17 protein-coding genes are annotated in these 14,144 nt (G+C 59.9%); 11 read left to right on the top strand and 6 right to left on the bottom strand.

The annotated features are described in order from the left end of the window. Window positions 1–110 precede the first annotated feature (110 nt). Window positions 111–533 (bottom strand): YccF domain-containing protein, encoded by a 423-nt coding sequence (locus ACILRN_RS03600; RefSeq protein ID WP_395685641.1) that lies wholly within the window; start codon window positions 531–533, stop codon window positions 111–113. Window positions 534–652: 119 nt separating this feature from the next. Here ACILRN_RS03600 and ACILRN_RS03595 point away from each other — a divergent pair, with 119 nt between their 5' ends. From ACILRN_RS03595 to ACILRN_RS03585, 3 genes are all read left to right on the top strand, one after another. Next, window positions 653–1,705 (top strand): phosphotransferase enzyme family protein, encoded by a 1,053-nt coding sequence (locus ACILRN_RS03595; protein ID WP_395685639.1) that lies wholly within the window; start codon window positions 653–655, stop codon window positions 1,703–1,705. 67 nt (window positions 1,706–1,772) lie between these two features. Beyond that, a complete protein-coding gene (locus tag ACILRN_RS03590) occupies window positions 1,773–2,126 on the top strand; it encodes an ArsR/SmtB family transcription factor (protein WP_395685637.1) in 354 nt (117 codons plus the stop codon). 412 nt (window positions 2,127–2,538) lie between these two features. Next, entirely contained in the window at window positions 2,539–2,892 is a 354-nt protein-coding gene (locus ACILRN_RS03585) for a MarR family winged helix-turn-helix transcriptional regulator (RefSeq protein WP_395685635.1), read from the top strand. Between the two features lie 63 nt (window positions 2,893–2,955). Here the strand turns inward: ACILRN_RS03585 and ACILRN_RS03580 are convergent, their stop codons facing one another. The 3 genes from ACILRN_RS03580 to mnmA all read right to left on the bottom strand — a co-directional run bounded on the left by ACILRN_RS03580 (window position 2,956) and on the right by mnmA (window position 5,594). Beyond that, entirely contained in the window at window positions 2,956–3,510 is a 555-nt protein-coding gene (locus ACILRN_RS03580) for a hypothetical protein (RefSeq protein ID WP_395685633.1), read from the bottom strand. A 42-nt stretch (window positions 3,511–3,552) separates the two neighbouring features. Then, entirely contained in the window at window positions 3,553–4,347 is a 795-nt protein-coding gene (locus tag ACILRN_RS03575) for a CDP-alcohol phosphatidyltransferase family protein (protein WP_395685631.1), read from the bottom strand. 74 nt (window positions 4,348–4,421) lie between these two features. Next, window positions 4,422–5,594 carry a tRNA 2-thiouridine(34) synthase MnmA gene (gene mnmA, locus ACILRN_RS03570; protein WP_395685629.1) on the bottom strand — a complete coding sequence of 391 codons (1,173 nt, stop codon included), beginning with the start codon at window positions 5,592–5,594 and terminating at the stop codon, window positions 4,422–4,424. A 183-nt stretch (window positions 5,595–5,777) separates the two neighbouring features. Between mnmA and ACILRN_RS03565 the strand changes: the two genes are divergently transcribed. The 3 genes from ACILRN_RS03565 (at window position 5,778) to ACILRN_RS03555 (ending at window position 7,795) form a co-directional block, all read left to right on the top strand. Then, a complete protein-coding gene (locus ACILRN_RS03565; protein ID WP_395685627.1) occupies window positions 5,778–6,053 on the top strand; it encodes a DUF1153 domain-containing protein in 276 nt (91 codons plus the stop codon). An 82-nt stretch (window positions 6,054–6,135) separates the two neighbouring features. After that, entirely contained in the window at window positions 6,136–7,080 is a 945-nt protein-coding gene (locus tag ACILRN_RS03560) for an aminotransferase class IV (RefSeq protein WP_395685625.1), read from the top strand. 1 nt (window position 7,081) lies between these two features. Next, on the top strand, window positions 7,082–7,795 hold the full coding sequence (locus ACILRN_RS03555) for a hypothetical protein (RefSeq protein WP_395685623.1): 714 nt from the start codon (window positions 7,082–7,084) through the stop codon (window positions 7,793–7,795). A 1-nt stretch (window position 7,796) separates the two neighbouring features. On the opposite strand, the gene ACILRN_RS03550 is transcribed toward ACILRN_RS03555, so the two are convergent. Beyond that, complete coding sequence (locus ACILRN_RS03550; RefSeq protein ID WP_395685621.1) at window positions 7,797–8,180, bottom strand: flagellar export protein FliJ; 384 nt, start codon at window positions 8,178–8,180, stop codon at window positions 7,797–7,799. A gap of 396 nt (window positions 8,181–8,576) precedes the next feature. On the opposite strand from ACILRN_RS03550, the gene ctrA reads away from it, so the two are divergent. Further along, window positions 8,577–9,287: a response regulator transcription factor CtrA gene (ctrA, locus tag ACILRN_RS03545; RefSeq protein ID WP_395685619.1), complete on the top strand. Its 711-nt coding sequence runs from the start codon at window positions 8,577–8,579 to the stop codon at window positions 9,285–9,287. Window positions 9,288–9,317: 30 nt separating this feature from the next. Here ctrA and chpT read toward each other — a convergent pair whose 3' ends face one another. Then, window positions 9,318–9,962 (bottom strand): histidine phosphotransferase ChpT, encoded by a 645-nt coding sequence (gene chpT, locus ACILRN_RS03540; protein WP_395685617.1) that lies wholly within the window; start codon window positions 9,960–9,962, stop codon window positions 9,318–9,320. Window positions 9,963–10,085: 123 nt separating this feature from the next. Between chpT and cysQ the strand changes: the two genes are divergently transcribed. The 4 genes from cysQ (at window position 10,086) to ilvD (ending at window position 14,117) form a co-directional block, all read left to right on the top strand. After that, complete coding sequence (gene cysQ / locus ACILRN_RS03535) at window positions 10,086–10,865, top strand: 3'(2'),5'-bisphosphate nucleotidase CysQ (protein ID WP_395685615.1); 780 nt, start codon at window positions 10,086–10,088, stop codon at window positions 10,863–10,865. Between the two features lie 140 nt (window positions 10,866–11,005). Beyond that, a complete protein-coding gene (locus ACILRN_RS03530; RefSeq protein ID WP_395685613.1) occupies window positions 11,006–11,602 on the top strand; it encodes a DUF1134 domain-containing protein in 597 nt (198 codons plus the stop codon). A gap of 91 nt (window positions 11,603–11,693) precedes the next feature. After that, window positions 11,694–12,266 carry a hypothetical protein gene (locus ACILRN_RS03525; protein ID WP_395685611.1) on the top strand — a complete coding sequence of 191 codons (573 nt, stop codon included), beginning with the start codon at window positions 11,694–11,696 and terminating at the stop codon, window positions 12,264–12,266. 126 nt (window positions 12,267–12,392) lie between these two features. Continuing rightward, the gene (gene ilvD / locus ACILRN_RS03520; RefSeq protein ID WP_395685609.1) at window positions 12,393–14,117 is read left to right on the top strand and encodes a dihydroxy-acid dehydratase; all 1,725 of its coding nucleotides are present in this window, start codon (window positions 12,393–12,395) and stop codon (window positions 14,115–14,117) included. The last annotated feature ends 27 nt before the right edge of the window (window positions 14,118–14,144 follow it).

The raw sequence follows: 14,144 nt of genomic DNA, 5'->3' as shown, positions 1-14,144 counted from the left end.
TGATGAAGCGGCGCGAGGAACGTGCCGCCGAACGCGCCAAGGAAAACGCCAAGCTCGCCGAGCGCAGCGACCTCGGCGAGGCGGCCGCCGCAGGCCTGAAGTAGTCCTTCTTACACCCGATGCGCGGGCATCGACTGCCCCTTCGGTACAATCATCTTGCCAATCGGCCACAACGAGAGGCCGGCTAGCTTGAGGTGTGCCCATGCGAAGGGAATGCCAATGATGGTGATGGCGAGCATGATGGCCGTGACAATATGGAACAGCGCCAGCCACCATCCGGCCAGAACCAGCCAGAGAATGTTGCCGATCATACCGAGCCCACCGGTGCCGATGTCCTCCTGGCCTGTGTGGCGGTCACGCGCAACTGCCTCGTAGCCGAAGGGCATGAGCGTGTAGAGGGCGATGTTGACCGCGGCCCGGGCCCACGGAATGCCGACAATCGTGATCGCCATGATAACCGCCGCCACGAGCCAGCCGAAGGCCATCCAGGCGCCGCCCAGCAGGATCCAGATAATGTTGAGGAGCAGTGACATCGGTGACTCCATAATCCTGATCGTCATATGGAGGACCAATCCGCCTTTGACCAGTGGAATTGCCAGGCTGAAATGGTCCGCCATGCTTGCCTGACATGGCCCTCATCTGGCAGGTAGCCATGATCCAAGGCGACCCACACAGAAGCATGGCAAATTTCAACCCTGAGGATCACGCCGGGCAACTGACGGCTCTGGAGCAACTGGCCCGCTCGGCGCTGGCGAGATACCCCATAGCGGCGGACTGCGGAATCCGTCTTCTCAACCTGTCCGAAAACGCCATGTTCAAAGTGGAGGATGCTGCGGGCAATCGCTGGGTGCTCCGGGTGCATCGCGAGGGCTATCACACGCCGGAAGCCATTGCGTCCGAACTGGCCTGGGCCATGGCGCTGCGAAACGAACAGGTGGTGATCACGCCCTCACCGGTTGCAGGGCATGACGGACGCTTCGTCCAGCAACTGAGCAACCCCGGACTTGCCACGGCGCGTCACGTGGTGCTGTTTCACTGGGAACCAGGCGCTGAACCTGCCATCACCGATGATCTCTTCAGCCACGTTGCCACGCTGGGCGAAATCACTGCGCGGATGCACTTGCATGCGCGGCAGTGGAGGTGGCCAGCAGGCTTCACCCGCCACCGCTGGGATTTTTCTGCAAGCCTGGGCGAAGAACAGCCACGCTGGGGGCGGTGGCGCGATGCGGTGGGGCTGACAAAGGAGGCCGAGCTCCTGTTCGAGCGTACGGTTCAGGTGATAGGCCGCCGCCTGACTGCTTACGGCAGCAGCCCAGACCGCTTCGGCCTGATCCACGCCGACCTGCGCCTTGCCAATCTGCTGATCGATGGAGAGACCGTGAAGGTCATCGATTTCGATGACTGCGGCTTCGGCTGGTTCATGTACGATGCGGCCAGCGTCATTTCCTTTTACGAACATGAAGCTCGGGCCCAGGACCTCATCGAAGGCTGGAAGCTCGGCTACCGCCGGGTGATGCCGATCGATCCGGCAGATGAAGCCGAGATCCCCACTTTTGTCATGTTTCGCCGGATCCTGCTGACAGCCTGGATTGCCTCACATTTCGAGGCTGATTTTCCGAGGTCACTGGGCGCCAGCTACACGGCGAGTGGATTGGATCTCTGCGAAAACTACTTAAGAGTGCATGACAATTTTTTAACGTCCTGAGATTGTAAGCTGGGATATTATATGCCAAGCAGTATAACATTATATAAAACTCCAGTGGTCTTTTGGCATGAGCATTCTCGACTTCGCCAGCGCAACAGGAAAGGCCCGCAAGCAGGTCGAGGCCAAAGCCCGCGACGCGACGGCAATTCTCAAGGCGCTCTCCCACAAAGGGCGCCTGTTGATCCTGTGCCTGCTTGCCGATGGCGAAAAATCGGTCTCTGAAATTGAGAGCGTCATGGGTATGCCGCAGGCCGCGATCTCTCAGCAGCTGGCAAGACTGCGCCTTGACGGCCTCGTGGACACCCGTCGGGAAGGACGCAACATCTATTATTCAGTTGCCAGCCAGGACGTTGCAAAGCTGATTGCTACACTGCACTCCCTGCTGAAGCCGGAGGCGGGCCAGCCACGGCGTCGCCGCTAGAAGCGAGATCCGAGTTGATTATAGGTCACCGGATCATCCACTCCTTCGAAACCAGCCAAATTTCGCCTCCGGGGCGAGCAGGCCAACCGTCATTGCGCCGAGATCAAGCGCAGTTCAGCTAATCAGAAAATGAGTCCTTCTGAGCAGCCTTCCTCTGACGACCATCGGTATTTTGAATCGCAATGCCAATACCGCAACCAAAAAGCGCAAAACGAATTTGTCACATCAATCCAGCTTCAAGAGGGTGACAGTCCGAACAAAATTTCGCTCATTTTTGATTTAAACATTGAATTCTGCATATGCTTCAGATAGTGAAATCGTTTTAGAGATCGCTGCAGCGTACTCGGCGTCGTGTCAATTCAGAGCTCGCAATCAAGTGCGCAAGTCGCAGAAACAAGAAAGACCGAAGACCATGGAAAAATCTAATCTGATTTTTCGCATCAATCAATTGGTGCGCGCGATCGAGCAGACTTCGGGGCTAGGCGATCTCGACATCTCAGCCCGCGCGATTCTGAATTTCATTGGAGAGGCCGACGCGCAGTCCAAGAGCCTCAATGTCTCGGATGTCGTGAAGGGTCCGGGCTTTGGAACGGCCCCCACTGTCTATGCCCGGCTAGCCGAACTTGAACAGGCGGGATGGATCAAGTCAGAGCCGGATCCGCACGATGGTCGCGCCAAGCGTCTCACGCTGACTCCACTCGCGAAGCGCACCTATGCACGGATGTCTGCAGATGCCCGAAAGCTGCTCTCCCCGAAAAACGCCTGAGAGCTCTTTCTGCTTCAAATACCCCCCCAACATCCGCGCGCTGCCCGGATCGCGCGTGAGCCGTCAGATCCGCAGGATTCGGTAAAGTCTCAGCAGGCCAATCGCGAAAGCGACCACCAGCAAGCTGCCGAGAAAATCGCCCATGGCCATGGCAATGGTGTTGTCTGCAAACTTCGCCCAATTCTCGACACCAAGACCGACGAAGGCAAGATTGTGAACCACCGATGAGCCGATTGCCACGCAGAGGCTGATCAGTGGCAAGTGCCAGGGTGCGAGATTCCCGAGATGTTGGGTGATGCCGAACGACCATTGCGTGAGACGCAGCGCAGCGTAGGTCCCGAAACCGGAAATCAGCGCGATCGTGACCATGTCCGGAAAATTGTCAAACCCGAATTCCGGGCCGGCCAGCAAGAGACTTCCAAGACACACGCCAATGGCAGCCCAGACGCCGCCGATCATCAGAAGGAGCAAACGGATCCCGGACGGAACGAAAATCAAGTCGATACCGGGCCTGTGATTCAAGAACGGGAAATAGACATCATGAAGCATGTGGGTCAGTGCCCATAACAGGCCAGCGCTGACTACAATCAGGCCGTTGATCTTGAGTGATGCACGCATCTCAGAAACTGCCCGCCATCAAGCCCGCATCTTGTATGTCGATCAGCTGGAAGCTCCAGCCCCGTCCTCCGCCTGGCTCTTCTTGAAAAAAGTGCGCCAGATGGAGATGAAGAAGAAATAGATGCTGGCAGCAACCCAGACCCAAAGCTGCACATCCTCAACAAGGCCCCAGTCACTGCGATCCTTTGCCTGAATAATGAGACTGAGCGACATGGCCGCCCACAACACGGTCATTGGAATGGTGATCGGCCGCCAGTCTGTCACCCTGAGCGGATGCACGAACTTGACGGGAACGAAAGTGAGCACGCACAGCACTGTAACGGTGGCCAGATTGGCGATAGGGCCTGTCTGAAGCACGAAGAAGTAGAGAACGACAACGTTCCAGATGGCAGGAAAGCCAACGAAGTAATAATCATCCGACTTCATGCCAACATTGGCAAAAGTATAGCAGGACACCGCCATGATTGCCGCTGCCGAAATCAGGCTCCAGGTCTGGCCGGAGAAAATGAAATCCACCGGAGTCATGTTGAACCAGTAGACCATGAGCGCAGGCACCGCGACATAGGTGAAGAAGTCGATCACATTGTCGAGCGTACGGCCGTCGACATTCGGCGTGTATTCGAGCACTCGCGCCTTGCGGGCCAGCGTGCCATCTACACCATCCACGAACAGTGCAAGCCCGAGCCACATGAAGGCTGCCACAGGATCATTTTTCAGAACGGCCACGAGAGCGAGAAAGCCGAGAACGATACCACAGGTGGTGAAGGCATGCACCGCCCACGCAACCCCCTTCTTCACATCACGGTCGATGTTGGGATGAAGGTTGATCTTGGCCACGGACAATGCACTCCTCAATTGGGCCAGACTATATGGAAGCTGGCGCGACAACGCAAATGCCGCTGCGTTTCGCCTTACCCGGGCCGAAAACCGGTCTGGCTGCGGGCGATGAACCCACCACCCAGCACCCGTGTGCCAGCACCCAGACCCTGATAGAGAACGCAGGCCTGTCCGGGCGACACGCCGAATTCGCCTTCGGGAATGGCAACCACGGGGCCCGCGTCATCGCGGCGGATCGTGGCCGCAACAGGAGGCCGGGAGGAGCGGATGCGGGCAAAGACCGGCACCGCTTCAGACTCAACCGGCGCATCGCCCAGCCAGTTCAATCCCGTCAGGCGGATGTCCGTCTGCTTCAGGGCCTCTCGCGGACCGACAATCACACGCCGGGCGGCCGGATCAATCGAGATCACGTAAAGAGGCTCGCCACCCCCGACACCGAGACCACGGCGCTGTCCGATCGTGTAATTGATGACACCATCATGGCGACCTACGACTTCGCCGGACAAGGTGACGATATCGCCAGGCTCTACTCCGTCTGGCCGGAGCCTGCGGATAAGATCGGCGTAGCGTCCACCCGGCACAAAGCAGATGTCCTGGCTGTCGGGCTTGTCCGCCACGCCAAGTCCCAGGCTGGCTGCAATGGCGCGCGTCTCAGCCTTGCTGAGCGCGCCCAGCGGGAAGCGCAGATAGTCAAGCTGCGGCTGGGTGGTAGCAAACAGGAAGTAGCTCTGATCACGCGCCAGATCAGCGGGCGTGAACATGTCGCGACGGCCGGGACTATCAGGCCTGGATCGGCTTTCCACATAATGGCCGGTGGCAAGTGCCGCCGCATCGAGCGCCTGGGCACGAGCGAGAAGATCGGCGAACTTGACGGTCTGGTTGCAGGTGACACAGGGAATGGGCGTTTCGCCCGCCAGATAGCCGGCCACAAACTCGTCGATGACCGCGGTGCGGAACCGACTTTCAAAGTCGAGGACATAATGTGGAATGCCAAGAGCAGCAGCAGCACGCCGGGCGTCGCGGATATCCTGTCCGGCGCAACAGGCCCCCTTGCGCTGAACCGCCTCACCGTGATCATAAAGTTGGAGCGTGATTCCAACCACGTCAAAGCCGGCCTGCTTCAGCAGGGCTGCCGTCACGGTCGAGTCGACCCCTCCGGACATGGCGCAAACCACGCGTATTGACGACGGCTCGCCAGCGAGTCCGACCGTTCCACGCACTGCATCAATCAAAGCCTGACCGATCATCATGAGTGCCTAGATGGGATATCCGCGACCAGAAGTAAACCGCTGCCGAAGCCAGGTTGTGCTGAAATGACACCGCCGCGCCGCCCGGGTTTGGGAAATATTCACGAGTACTTAGGTCATTCTTAAGGGGCTTTCCCTAGGTTGAATACCAGTGAGTAGTCGTGTGAGTGTTGAGTTTCGTTCATGAACGGTCAGTTGCGTTCCCGCGTGAACTACGTCATTGGGCCCGATGGCAGCCCGCTGACGGTTGCCGACCTCCCCCCTCCTGGAAACCAGCGTTGGGTGATCCGCCGCAAGGCGGAGGTGGTGGCGGCCGTACGCGGTGGTTTGTTGAGTCTTGAGGAGGCGTGTGATCGCTACGTCCTCACTGTGGAAGAATATCTGAGCTGGCAGAGGTCGATCGACCGGCACGGCCTGGCGGGATTGCGAACCACCCGCATCCAGGACTACCGCCAGTAGGGGCGAAGCCCCGAAACCTCTTGGCCGGGCCCCAAAGGCCCGGCCTTTTCAATTACCCTCGGGTTTGTGCTATCTGACGGGCATGACGCAGACCAACATCCACGATGTCCAGATCGACCCCCGCAATCTCAACATCCTGATTTCCGTGAACGGCAAGCTGGCGCCGCGTGCTGAAGCCAGCGTGTCCGTCTTCGATTCCGGTTTCATTCTCGGCGACGGGGTATGGGAGGGGCTGCGCCTCGTCAATGGCGGGGTGCCATTCCTGCGCGAACACATCGAACGGCTCTACGAGGGCGCCAAGGCAATCTTCATGGAGATTGGACTGGCTCCCGACGAACTCGTCAAACGGCTGTTCGACTGCATCGATGCCAACCACATGTCCGATGGCGTGCACATCCGGCTGATGGTCACGCGCGGTATCAAGGCTACGCCCTACCAGGACCCCCGCGTCACGATCTCGGCCCCCACCATCGTGATCATTCCAGAATACAAGACACCCAATCCAGAGAAATTGACGCATGGCCTGACGCTTCATACCGTCAACGTCAGGCGCGGTGCGCCAGACGTGCAGGACCAGAAGCTCAACTCCCACTCCAAGCTCAATTGCATCACCGCCTGCATCCAGGCCGCCAACGCAGGAGCAGACGAAGCCCTGATGCTCGACCCGCTCGGCTTTGTCGCCACCTGCAATTCGACCCATTTCTTCATCGTGCGGCGCGGTGAACTCTGGACCTCCACAGGGCAGTACTGCATCCCCGGAATCACGCGCGGCAACATGATCCGCCTCGCGAAGGATCTGGGCATTCCGGTTCTCGAAAAGGCGTTTTCCCTCTACGACGTCTATGGCGCGGATGAGGCCTTCGTGACAGGCACCTTCGCCGGACTCATTCCAGTGAGGTTGATCGACGGCCGACCCGTGCGTCACCCGCTCTCGCGAGAGGCATGGACGGGGCCTGGTCCGATTTCACAGCAGTTGTCGGCAGCCTACAAGGCCCTGTGCCTGCGGGAAGCCCGTCGGAGCCTTTAGCATGACAAATCTCGCCATGTGGTCCGGGCCGCGAAACATCTCGACGGCGATGATGTATTCCTTTGGCAACCGGCCCGATTGCGAGGCCTGGGACGAGCCCTTCTACGCCTTTTCGCTCGTGCACCACGGCAATGACCATCCGATGCGCGACGCGATCATTGCGGCAGGCGACAGCGACTGGAACAGCATTGTCAGCAAATGCCTTTCCAGACCCTCCAAGCCGATCTTCTACCAGAAGCACATGACCCACCACATGCTGAAGGGTTTTGACCGGAGCTGGATCACAGGGCTGACCAACGCCTTCCTGATCCGGGCGCCGGAGCGAGTCTTGGCCAGCTATACCAAGAAATGGTCAGAGGTGAGCCTGCGCGACATCGGCTTCATCGAACAACGCGAGATCTTCGACATGGTCGCCGACCATCTGGGACACGCTCCGCCAGTGGTCGATGCCGATGACATTCTGCGTGATCCACGAGAGACCCTTGCCAGGTTATGTGCGGCCTGCGGCATCGACTTCGATGAGGCCATGCTGGCCTGGCCACCAGGTCCAAAGGCCTGCGACGGCCTGTGGGCGCCTCACTGGTACAACGCAGTTTGGGCGTCGACAGGCTTCGGCATGCCAGCCTCGGACAAGCCCATCCTGCCCTCCGCGCTGCAAGGCATCGCCGATGCGGCTTGGCCACATTATGAACGACTGAGGTCGTTCCGGATCTAGATCATTGCGCGCTGTGGGCGGCCGCAGCGTCTGGGATGGCCGAAGCCGAGCCGTGCTGCTCCTTTTCTGCCAACAGCTCGGCACGCCGCAGTTCCTGCTCCTCAACCGCAAGCGCGGCCTCTGCCTCTGCAAGCTGATCACGGAGTTCGGCAATAGAGCGCATGAGATTGTCGCGGCGCGCACGCGCCGACTTGGCCGAGAGAGAGTAGTTGAAGTGGGCAGGATCATTCACGCCGGTCCGGCCTTCCTCCAACTTCACCTGGGCGTCCAGATCATCATGCTTGCGCGTGAAATCCTGGATCATGAAGTTGATATCGGCGACCTGCCGCCGCTTTTCGCCGGTGCGGAAGCGGTGCAGCCGGAGGAGCGTCTCGCGTGAACGCATGGGTAACCCCTAACTCTACTCAATGCACTGACCAAGGCTGGTTGACGCCAACCCCCTTTTCACGATTCGGCGAATCATCTACGCAAGCAAGATTCGGTTCGTCGTTCAGTTGAATGATGGAGGCGCAAGCTTAAGGCGGGGTAAACCGGGTAGGATTTGACCTGGAAGCGTTGAACGCCGTTGCGCAGGTTTGTATCTATATGTAGCTGGCCAGTGAGAATCACACCACTACATGTCGTTAGATCTGTCAATAGCTTGCGTTGCGTGACTTAGGGTTTGTTAACCTTTACCGGTATATCTTGGCAAACAGAGTTAACGGTTGGTGAGTGCGGGGCAGACAACCGCACAGGCCGTGAAGAGGCTCCAGAGGGAGCCGGGGACGATAGGGGATTCGAGATGAGGGTACTGCTGATCGAGGATGACACCGCGACGGCCCAGAGCATTGAACTGATGCTCAAATCCGAGGGTTTCAACGTCTACGGGACAGACCTTGGCGAAGAGGGAGTCGATCTCGGAAAGCTCTATGACTACGACATTATCCTTCTGGACCTGAACTTGCCGGACATGTCCGGCTATGAAGTCCTGAAAACCCTGCGCGTTGCCAAGGTGGGCACCCCTATCCTGATCCTCTCTGGCCTTGCAGGCATCGAAGACAAGGTTCGCGGCCTTGGCTTTGGCGCGGACGATTACATGACCAAGCCGTTCCACAAGGACGAACTGGTTGCGCGCATCCATGCGGTTGTCCGCCGTTCCAAGGGCCATGCACAGTCGGTGATCGTCACCGGCGATCTGTGCGTCAATCTGGACACCAAAACCGTCGAAGTCGGCGGGGCCCGCGTACATCTGACCGGCAAGGAATACCAGATGCTCGAGCTGCTCTCGCTGCGCAAGGGCACCACCTTGACGAAGGAGATGTTCCTCAACCATCTCTATGGCGGCATGGACGAGCCAGAACTCAAGATCATCGACGTGTTCATCTGCAAGCTGCGCAAGAAGCTGGCAAGCGCTGCCGGCGGCAAGAACTTCATCGAAACCGTATGGGGCCGCGGCTACGTATTGCGCGAGAATGCCCCGCCAATGGGCGAGGACCTGCGCGAAAGCGCCTGATCATCCAGCGATCCCGATCGGTGAGGCGGCTCAGTCGGCTGACACCATCACGTCGGCTCCATCCATGTCCATGCGAAGCCTGAGGCCCGCCGCGCGCGCCAGTTCGCGGGCGTAGTAGGGTTGGACCAGACGGGCATCGAGCGTTGCGAGATCCAGCGTTCCCGCCAGCACCTGCACCATCGGCTCGGGGAGCTTGGCGCGATCGCCGGCAGCGCGCGCCGTGAAGCGGCCCTCCTCCACCGTGACGGTCACGACGCCGCCGCGCGGAATGCCCGCCAGTGCCATCAACACCATGTTGAGAAGCAGCTTGACCTGCTGCTTTGGCCGGTTTTCACGGGGGGCGTTCCAGTCGAGAGTGACCCTCTTTTCCTCACTGACGAAAGCCTTGGCAATTTCGCCGGCTTCGCCCATGTCGATCACCGCGCCAACAGATCCAGCAGCCCCGAAGGCAATGCGGCAGAATTTGAGCCGCGCTGCCGCGGTGCGAACCGAACTTCGCACCATGTCCAATGCGGTTGCCTTGGTGTCGGGATCCATTTCCGGGTCATCGATTAGCTCAAGACCATTGGCAATGGCCCCCACAGGCGAGATCACGTCGTGGCAGACGCGGCTGCACAGCAGTGCGGAAAGGTCGAGGTCAGAGAGCCTGGCTTCAGGCGGTGAGGAGTCTGGCATGGGCGGTCCCCGGCATTGATTCGCTTATCTGTTGTAGCATCGGTACGTCAGAATTTCCGCATTGACTGGAGCAGCTTTCGCACCCAAGAGACGCTGCTAACCTCGCGCTGGAGCCTGCGGTAGATGAACCTTGCCCCGCCCACCCTCGTGCAGCAGTTGATCGAGCTTGCGGTCAAGGCTGGCGATGCCATCATGGCGATCTACGCCACGGATTTCTCGGCCACACAGAAAGATGACCTGACCCCCGTCACCGAAGCCGACGGGGCCGCCGAGAAAATCATTCTGGATGGCCTCGCAGCGATCAGGCCGGCTATTCCCGTGATTTCGGAGGAGGCGGCCGCAGCAGGCAGCATCCCCGAGGTCGCCGATACCTTTTTCCTGGTCGACCCTCTCGATGGAACCAAGGAGTTCATCTCCCGCAATGGCGAGTTCACCGTGAACATCGCCCTGGTCGACGAGGGGGTGCCCGTGGCAGGTGTTGTCTATGCCCCAGCACTCAGGCGGATATTCTGGGGGGATCAGCAGATGGGCGCCGCCCAGGGCCAGATCGGGCCTGCGGGCGCAACACGCTGGCATGCGCTTGCAGTGCGACAGCTTCCATCAGATGGCGCAACCGTGGTTGCCAGCCGCTCTCACCGCGACCAGGCAACAGAAGATTATCTCAAGACCCTCAAAGTGAAATCCTTCCGTCAGGCGGGTTCATCACTCAAGTTCTGCCTAGTTGCCGCCGCGGAGGCGGATATCTATCCGCGCTTTGGCCGCACCATGGAATGGGATACAGCCGCGGGCCACGCCGTGCTCCTGGCAGCCGGGGGAAAGGTCGTGATGCTCGATGGGCTTCCCCTGCGTTACGGCAAACGCGCCCGCGGCTATGACAACCCTGGTTTCATTGCCAGCGCCTGACGCCGGCCGGCCCTCACGTCACCATCGAAAGTTAACCAAGCCGCAATTCCCCGCTGTTAGGCTGGCAAAAGACCACAAGGCGGCCATGGACTTGCCATGAGCGGCCATCAGTTTGGTGCGTAACAAGTGTGAGGCCTCCCATGACCAAGACGTCGCTGTCCCTTTCCTTGGCTTTCCTGCTCCTCGCGGGCACAGCATTGCCGGCCTCTACCCAAACCACCGGATCCGTCTCGAAAGCCGAGCAGACATCAAGCCAGACCTTCTCGAGCGATGAGGTGCTGACGGCGGGCCACGAATTCTTCGGGAAGGCCAGCCGCGAGTTGGCGGAAGCCATCGAACATGTCTTTCGCAAGCAGGGTGAGCCGACGGCCTATATTGTTGGCGAGGAAGCCGCTGGCTCATTTGTCGGCGGGCTGCGCTATGGCGAGGGTACCATCTATTACAAGAGCGGGATCAAGCAACGCATCTATTGGCAAGGCCCTTCTGTTGGCTTTGACTTCGGCGCCAACGGATCGCGCAGTCTCGTGCTTGTCTATCACTCAGAAAGCCCCGAGGATCTCTATGGCCGCTTCGGCGGCGTCGAGGGCTCGGCATACTTCGTCAGTGGTCTGGGCGTGAACTTCCAGCAGAAAGACGAGATCGTGCTGGCGCCCATTCGCACAGGCGTCGGCGCAAGGCTGGGGGCCAACGTTGGCTATCTCAAGTATTCCGGCAAGGCAGAGTGGAACCCGTTCTGATCCCGACCTGCCCGAGTGCCATTCTTCCGGATCGCAGACATTTCCACCGGCCATGATCATGGGCTAGTGTCTCGGGAAATCTGGAGGACCAATGCCTCAGACCGAGACAGTACTGCTGATTGTTCTTGGGTTCTCGCTTGCGAGCCTTATCGCCCTGTTCATGCTTCGCCTGGTGTGGACCACCGCGGTGCGCGCGGGAACAAGACGCATGCAGAGGCAGGTACCCTCCTCGCTTGCTGAACTCCACGCAGAGCGGACCCGGCTTCGCGCCGAAAACGCCGCCCTGCAGCAGCGCCTCGGCGATGAGCTCGAGGCCTTCAAACTCCGGATGGCCGAGCAGATGGCCGAAGTGAGCCGTCACCGAAACCGGGTCGTGGCCATGGAGGTCGACATCGCCCGACTTGAGCGCGCACTCGCCGACAGCAAGACTTCCGCACAAACCCAGCCATCCACCGGCCGCAGGCCGCGTCGCCAGGCAAAGGCAGCGCCAGCTCAACCCTCCGCGTATCCGGCCGGCACACCGGGGCCATCGATGCCCGATGAGAGGGAACTGCGCCTGCGCCAGCGCCTTGACCAGCTCGCCGCGCTCTCCCGCCAGACCGATGCCGCCTCCCCGCCTCCAGGTGACGAGCATCCATCCTCTTCGCCCGATGGTCAGCCGTGATCACGCTCTCGTGATCTCAGTTGAATTTTTTAAGACGAGGGCCACAGAAGTTGAGGACCGCCAACGCCGTGTGACGCTTGCCCCGCCTCAGCCGAGCCGATAGAAACAGGCAAGGGAGTACTAATCATGGACAAACCGGTCATCGACAAGAGCAGACTGCCAAGCCGCCATACCAGCGTCGGGCCGGAGCGTGCTCCACACCGTTCCTTCTACTATGCCATGGGCCTCACCCAGCAACAGATCGCCCAGCCCTTCGTCGGCGTTGCATCGTGCTGGAATGAAGCGGCACCTTGCAACATCGCACTGATGCGCCAGGCACAGGCCGTCAAGAAGGGCGTGGCGTCAGCCAGCGGCACACCGCGCGAATTCTGCACCATCACGGTAACCGACGGTATCGCGATGGGACATCAGGGCATGAAAGCCTCTCTGGTCTCGCGTGAGATCATCACCGACTCCGTCGAGGTCACCATGCGCGGCCATTGCTATGATGCTCTTGTGGGGCTCGCGGGATGCGACAAGTCGCTCCCCGGCATGATGATGGCGATGGTGCGGCTCAATGTGCCTTCGGTGTTCATCTATGGCGGGTCGATTCTTCCTGGCACCTTCAAGGGCCGGCCTGTGACCATTCAGGATGTCTTCGAAGCAGTCGGCAAGCATTCGGTGGGCGCCATGTCTGACGAGGACCTGCTCGAACTCGAGCAGAAGGCCTGCCCCTCGGCCGGCTCCTGCGGCGCGCAGTTCACTGCCAACACCATGGCAACGGTGGCTGAGGCAATCGGCCTCGCCCTGCCCTATTCCTGCGGCGCTCCGGCGCCCTACGAGATCCGGGATACCTTCTGCTACACCGCTGGCGAAAAGGTCATGGAACTTCTCGCCAAGAACATCAGGCCCCGTGACATCGTCACCAGGCGGGCGCTCGAAAATGCTGCGACTGTCGTGGCGGCATCCGGTGGCTCAACAAACGCAGCACTTCATCTACCGGCCATCGCGCATGAGGCAGGAATTAAGTTCGACCTCTTCGACGTGGCCGAGATCTTCAAGCGCACACCCTATGTGGCAGACCTCAAGCCGGGTGGCCGTTATGTTGCCAAGGATCTGTTCGAGGCAGGTGGCATTCCGCTGCTGATGAAGACCTTGCTCGATCATGGTTTCCTGCACGGAGACTGTCTCACCGTTACCGGCCGCACCCTTGCCGAGAACATGGCCAGCGTGAAATGGAACGCCGATCAGGACGTGATCCGCCCGGCGAACAAACCCTTCACGACGACTGGTGGCGTCGTTGGCCTGCGAGGCAACCTCGCTCCCGAGGGAGCAATCGTCAAGGTGGCGGGCATGAAGAACCTAACGTTCTCCGGTCCCGCGCGTTGCTTCGACAATGAGGAAACATGTTTCGAGGCGGTTTCAAAACGTCAATACAAGGAAGGCGAGGTGCTGGTCATCCGCTACGAGGGACCGCGCGGCGGCCCGGGCATGCGCGAGATGCTCGCAACGACGGCCGCACTCTATGGCCAGGGCATGGGCGATAAGGTGGCGCTCATCACCGACGGCCGCTTCTCCGGCGCCACCCGCGGCTTCTGTATCGGCCATGTTGGCCCGGAGGCCCAGTTGGGCGGTCCGATCGGTCTTCTGAGGGATGGCGACATGATCACGATCGACGCCGTCGAAGGTACGATTTCCTGCAATGTGTCAGAGGCGGAATTCGCGGATCGCCGCAAGTCATGGCAGCCGCGTGAGCACGGTTACAATTCCGGGACGTTGTGGAAATATGCCCAGCAGGTTGGTCCCGCGGTAAACGGCGCCGTCACCCATCCGGGTGGTTCGGCTGAGACTTCAAGTTATGCCGATATCTGAGGCAGGCATTCTGCAGGGCGAGCACAT

Source organism: Aestuariivirga sp., assembly GCF_044238155.1.
Classification (GTDB): Bacteria; Pseudomonadota; Alphaproteobacteria; order Rhizobiales; family Aestuariivirgaceae; genus Aestuariivirga.
Note: the sequence above shows the minus strand (reverse complement) of the source record. Positions and strands in the feature narration are given on the sequence as shown.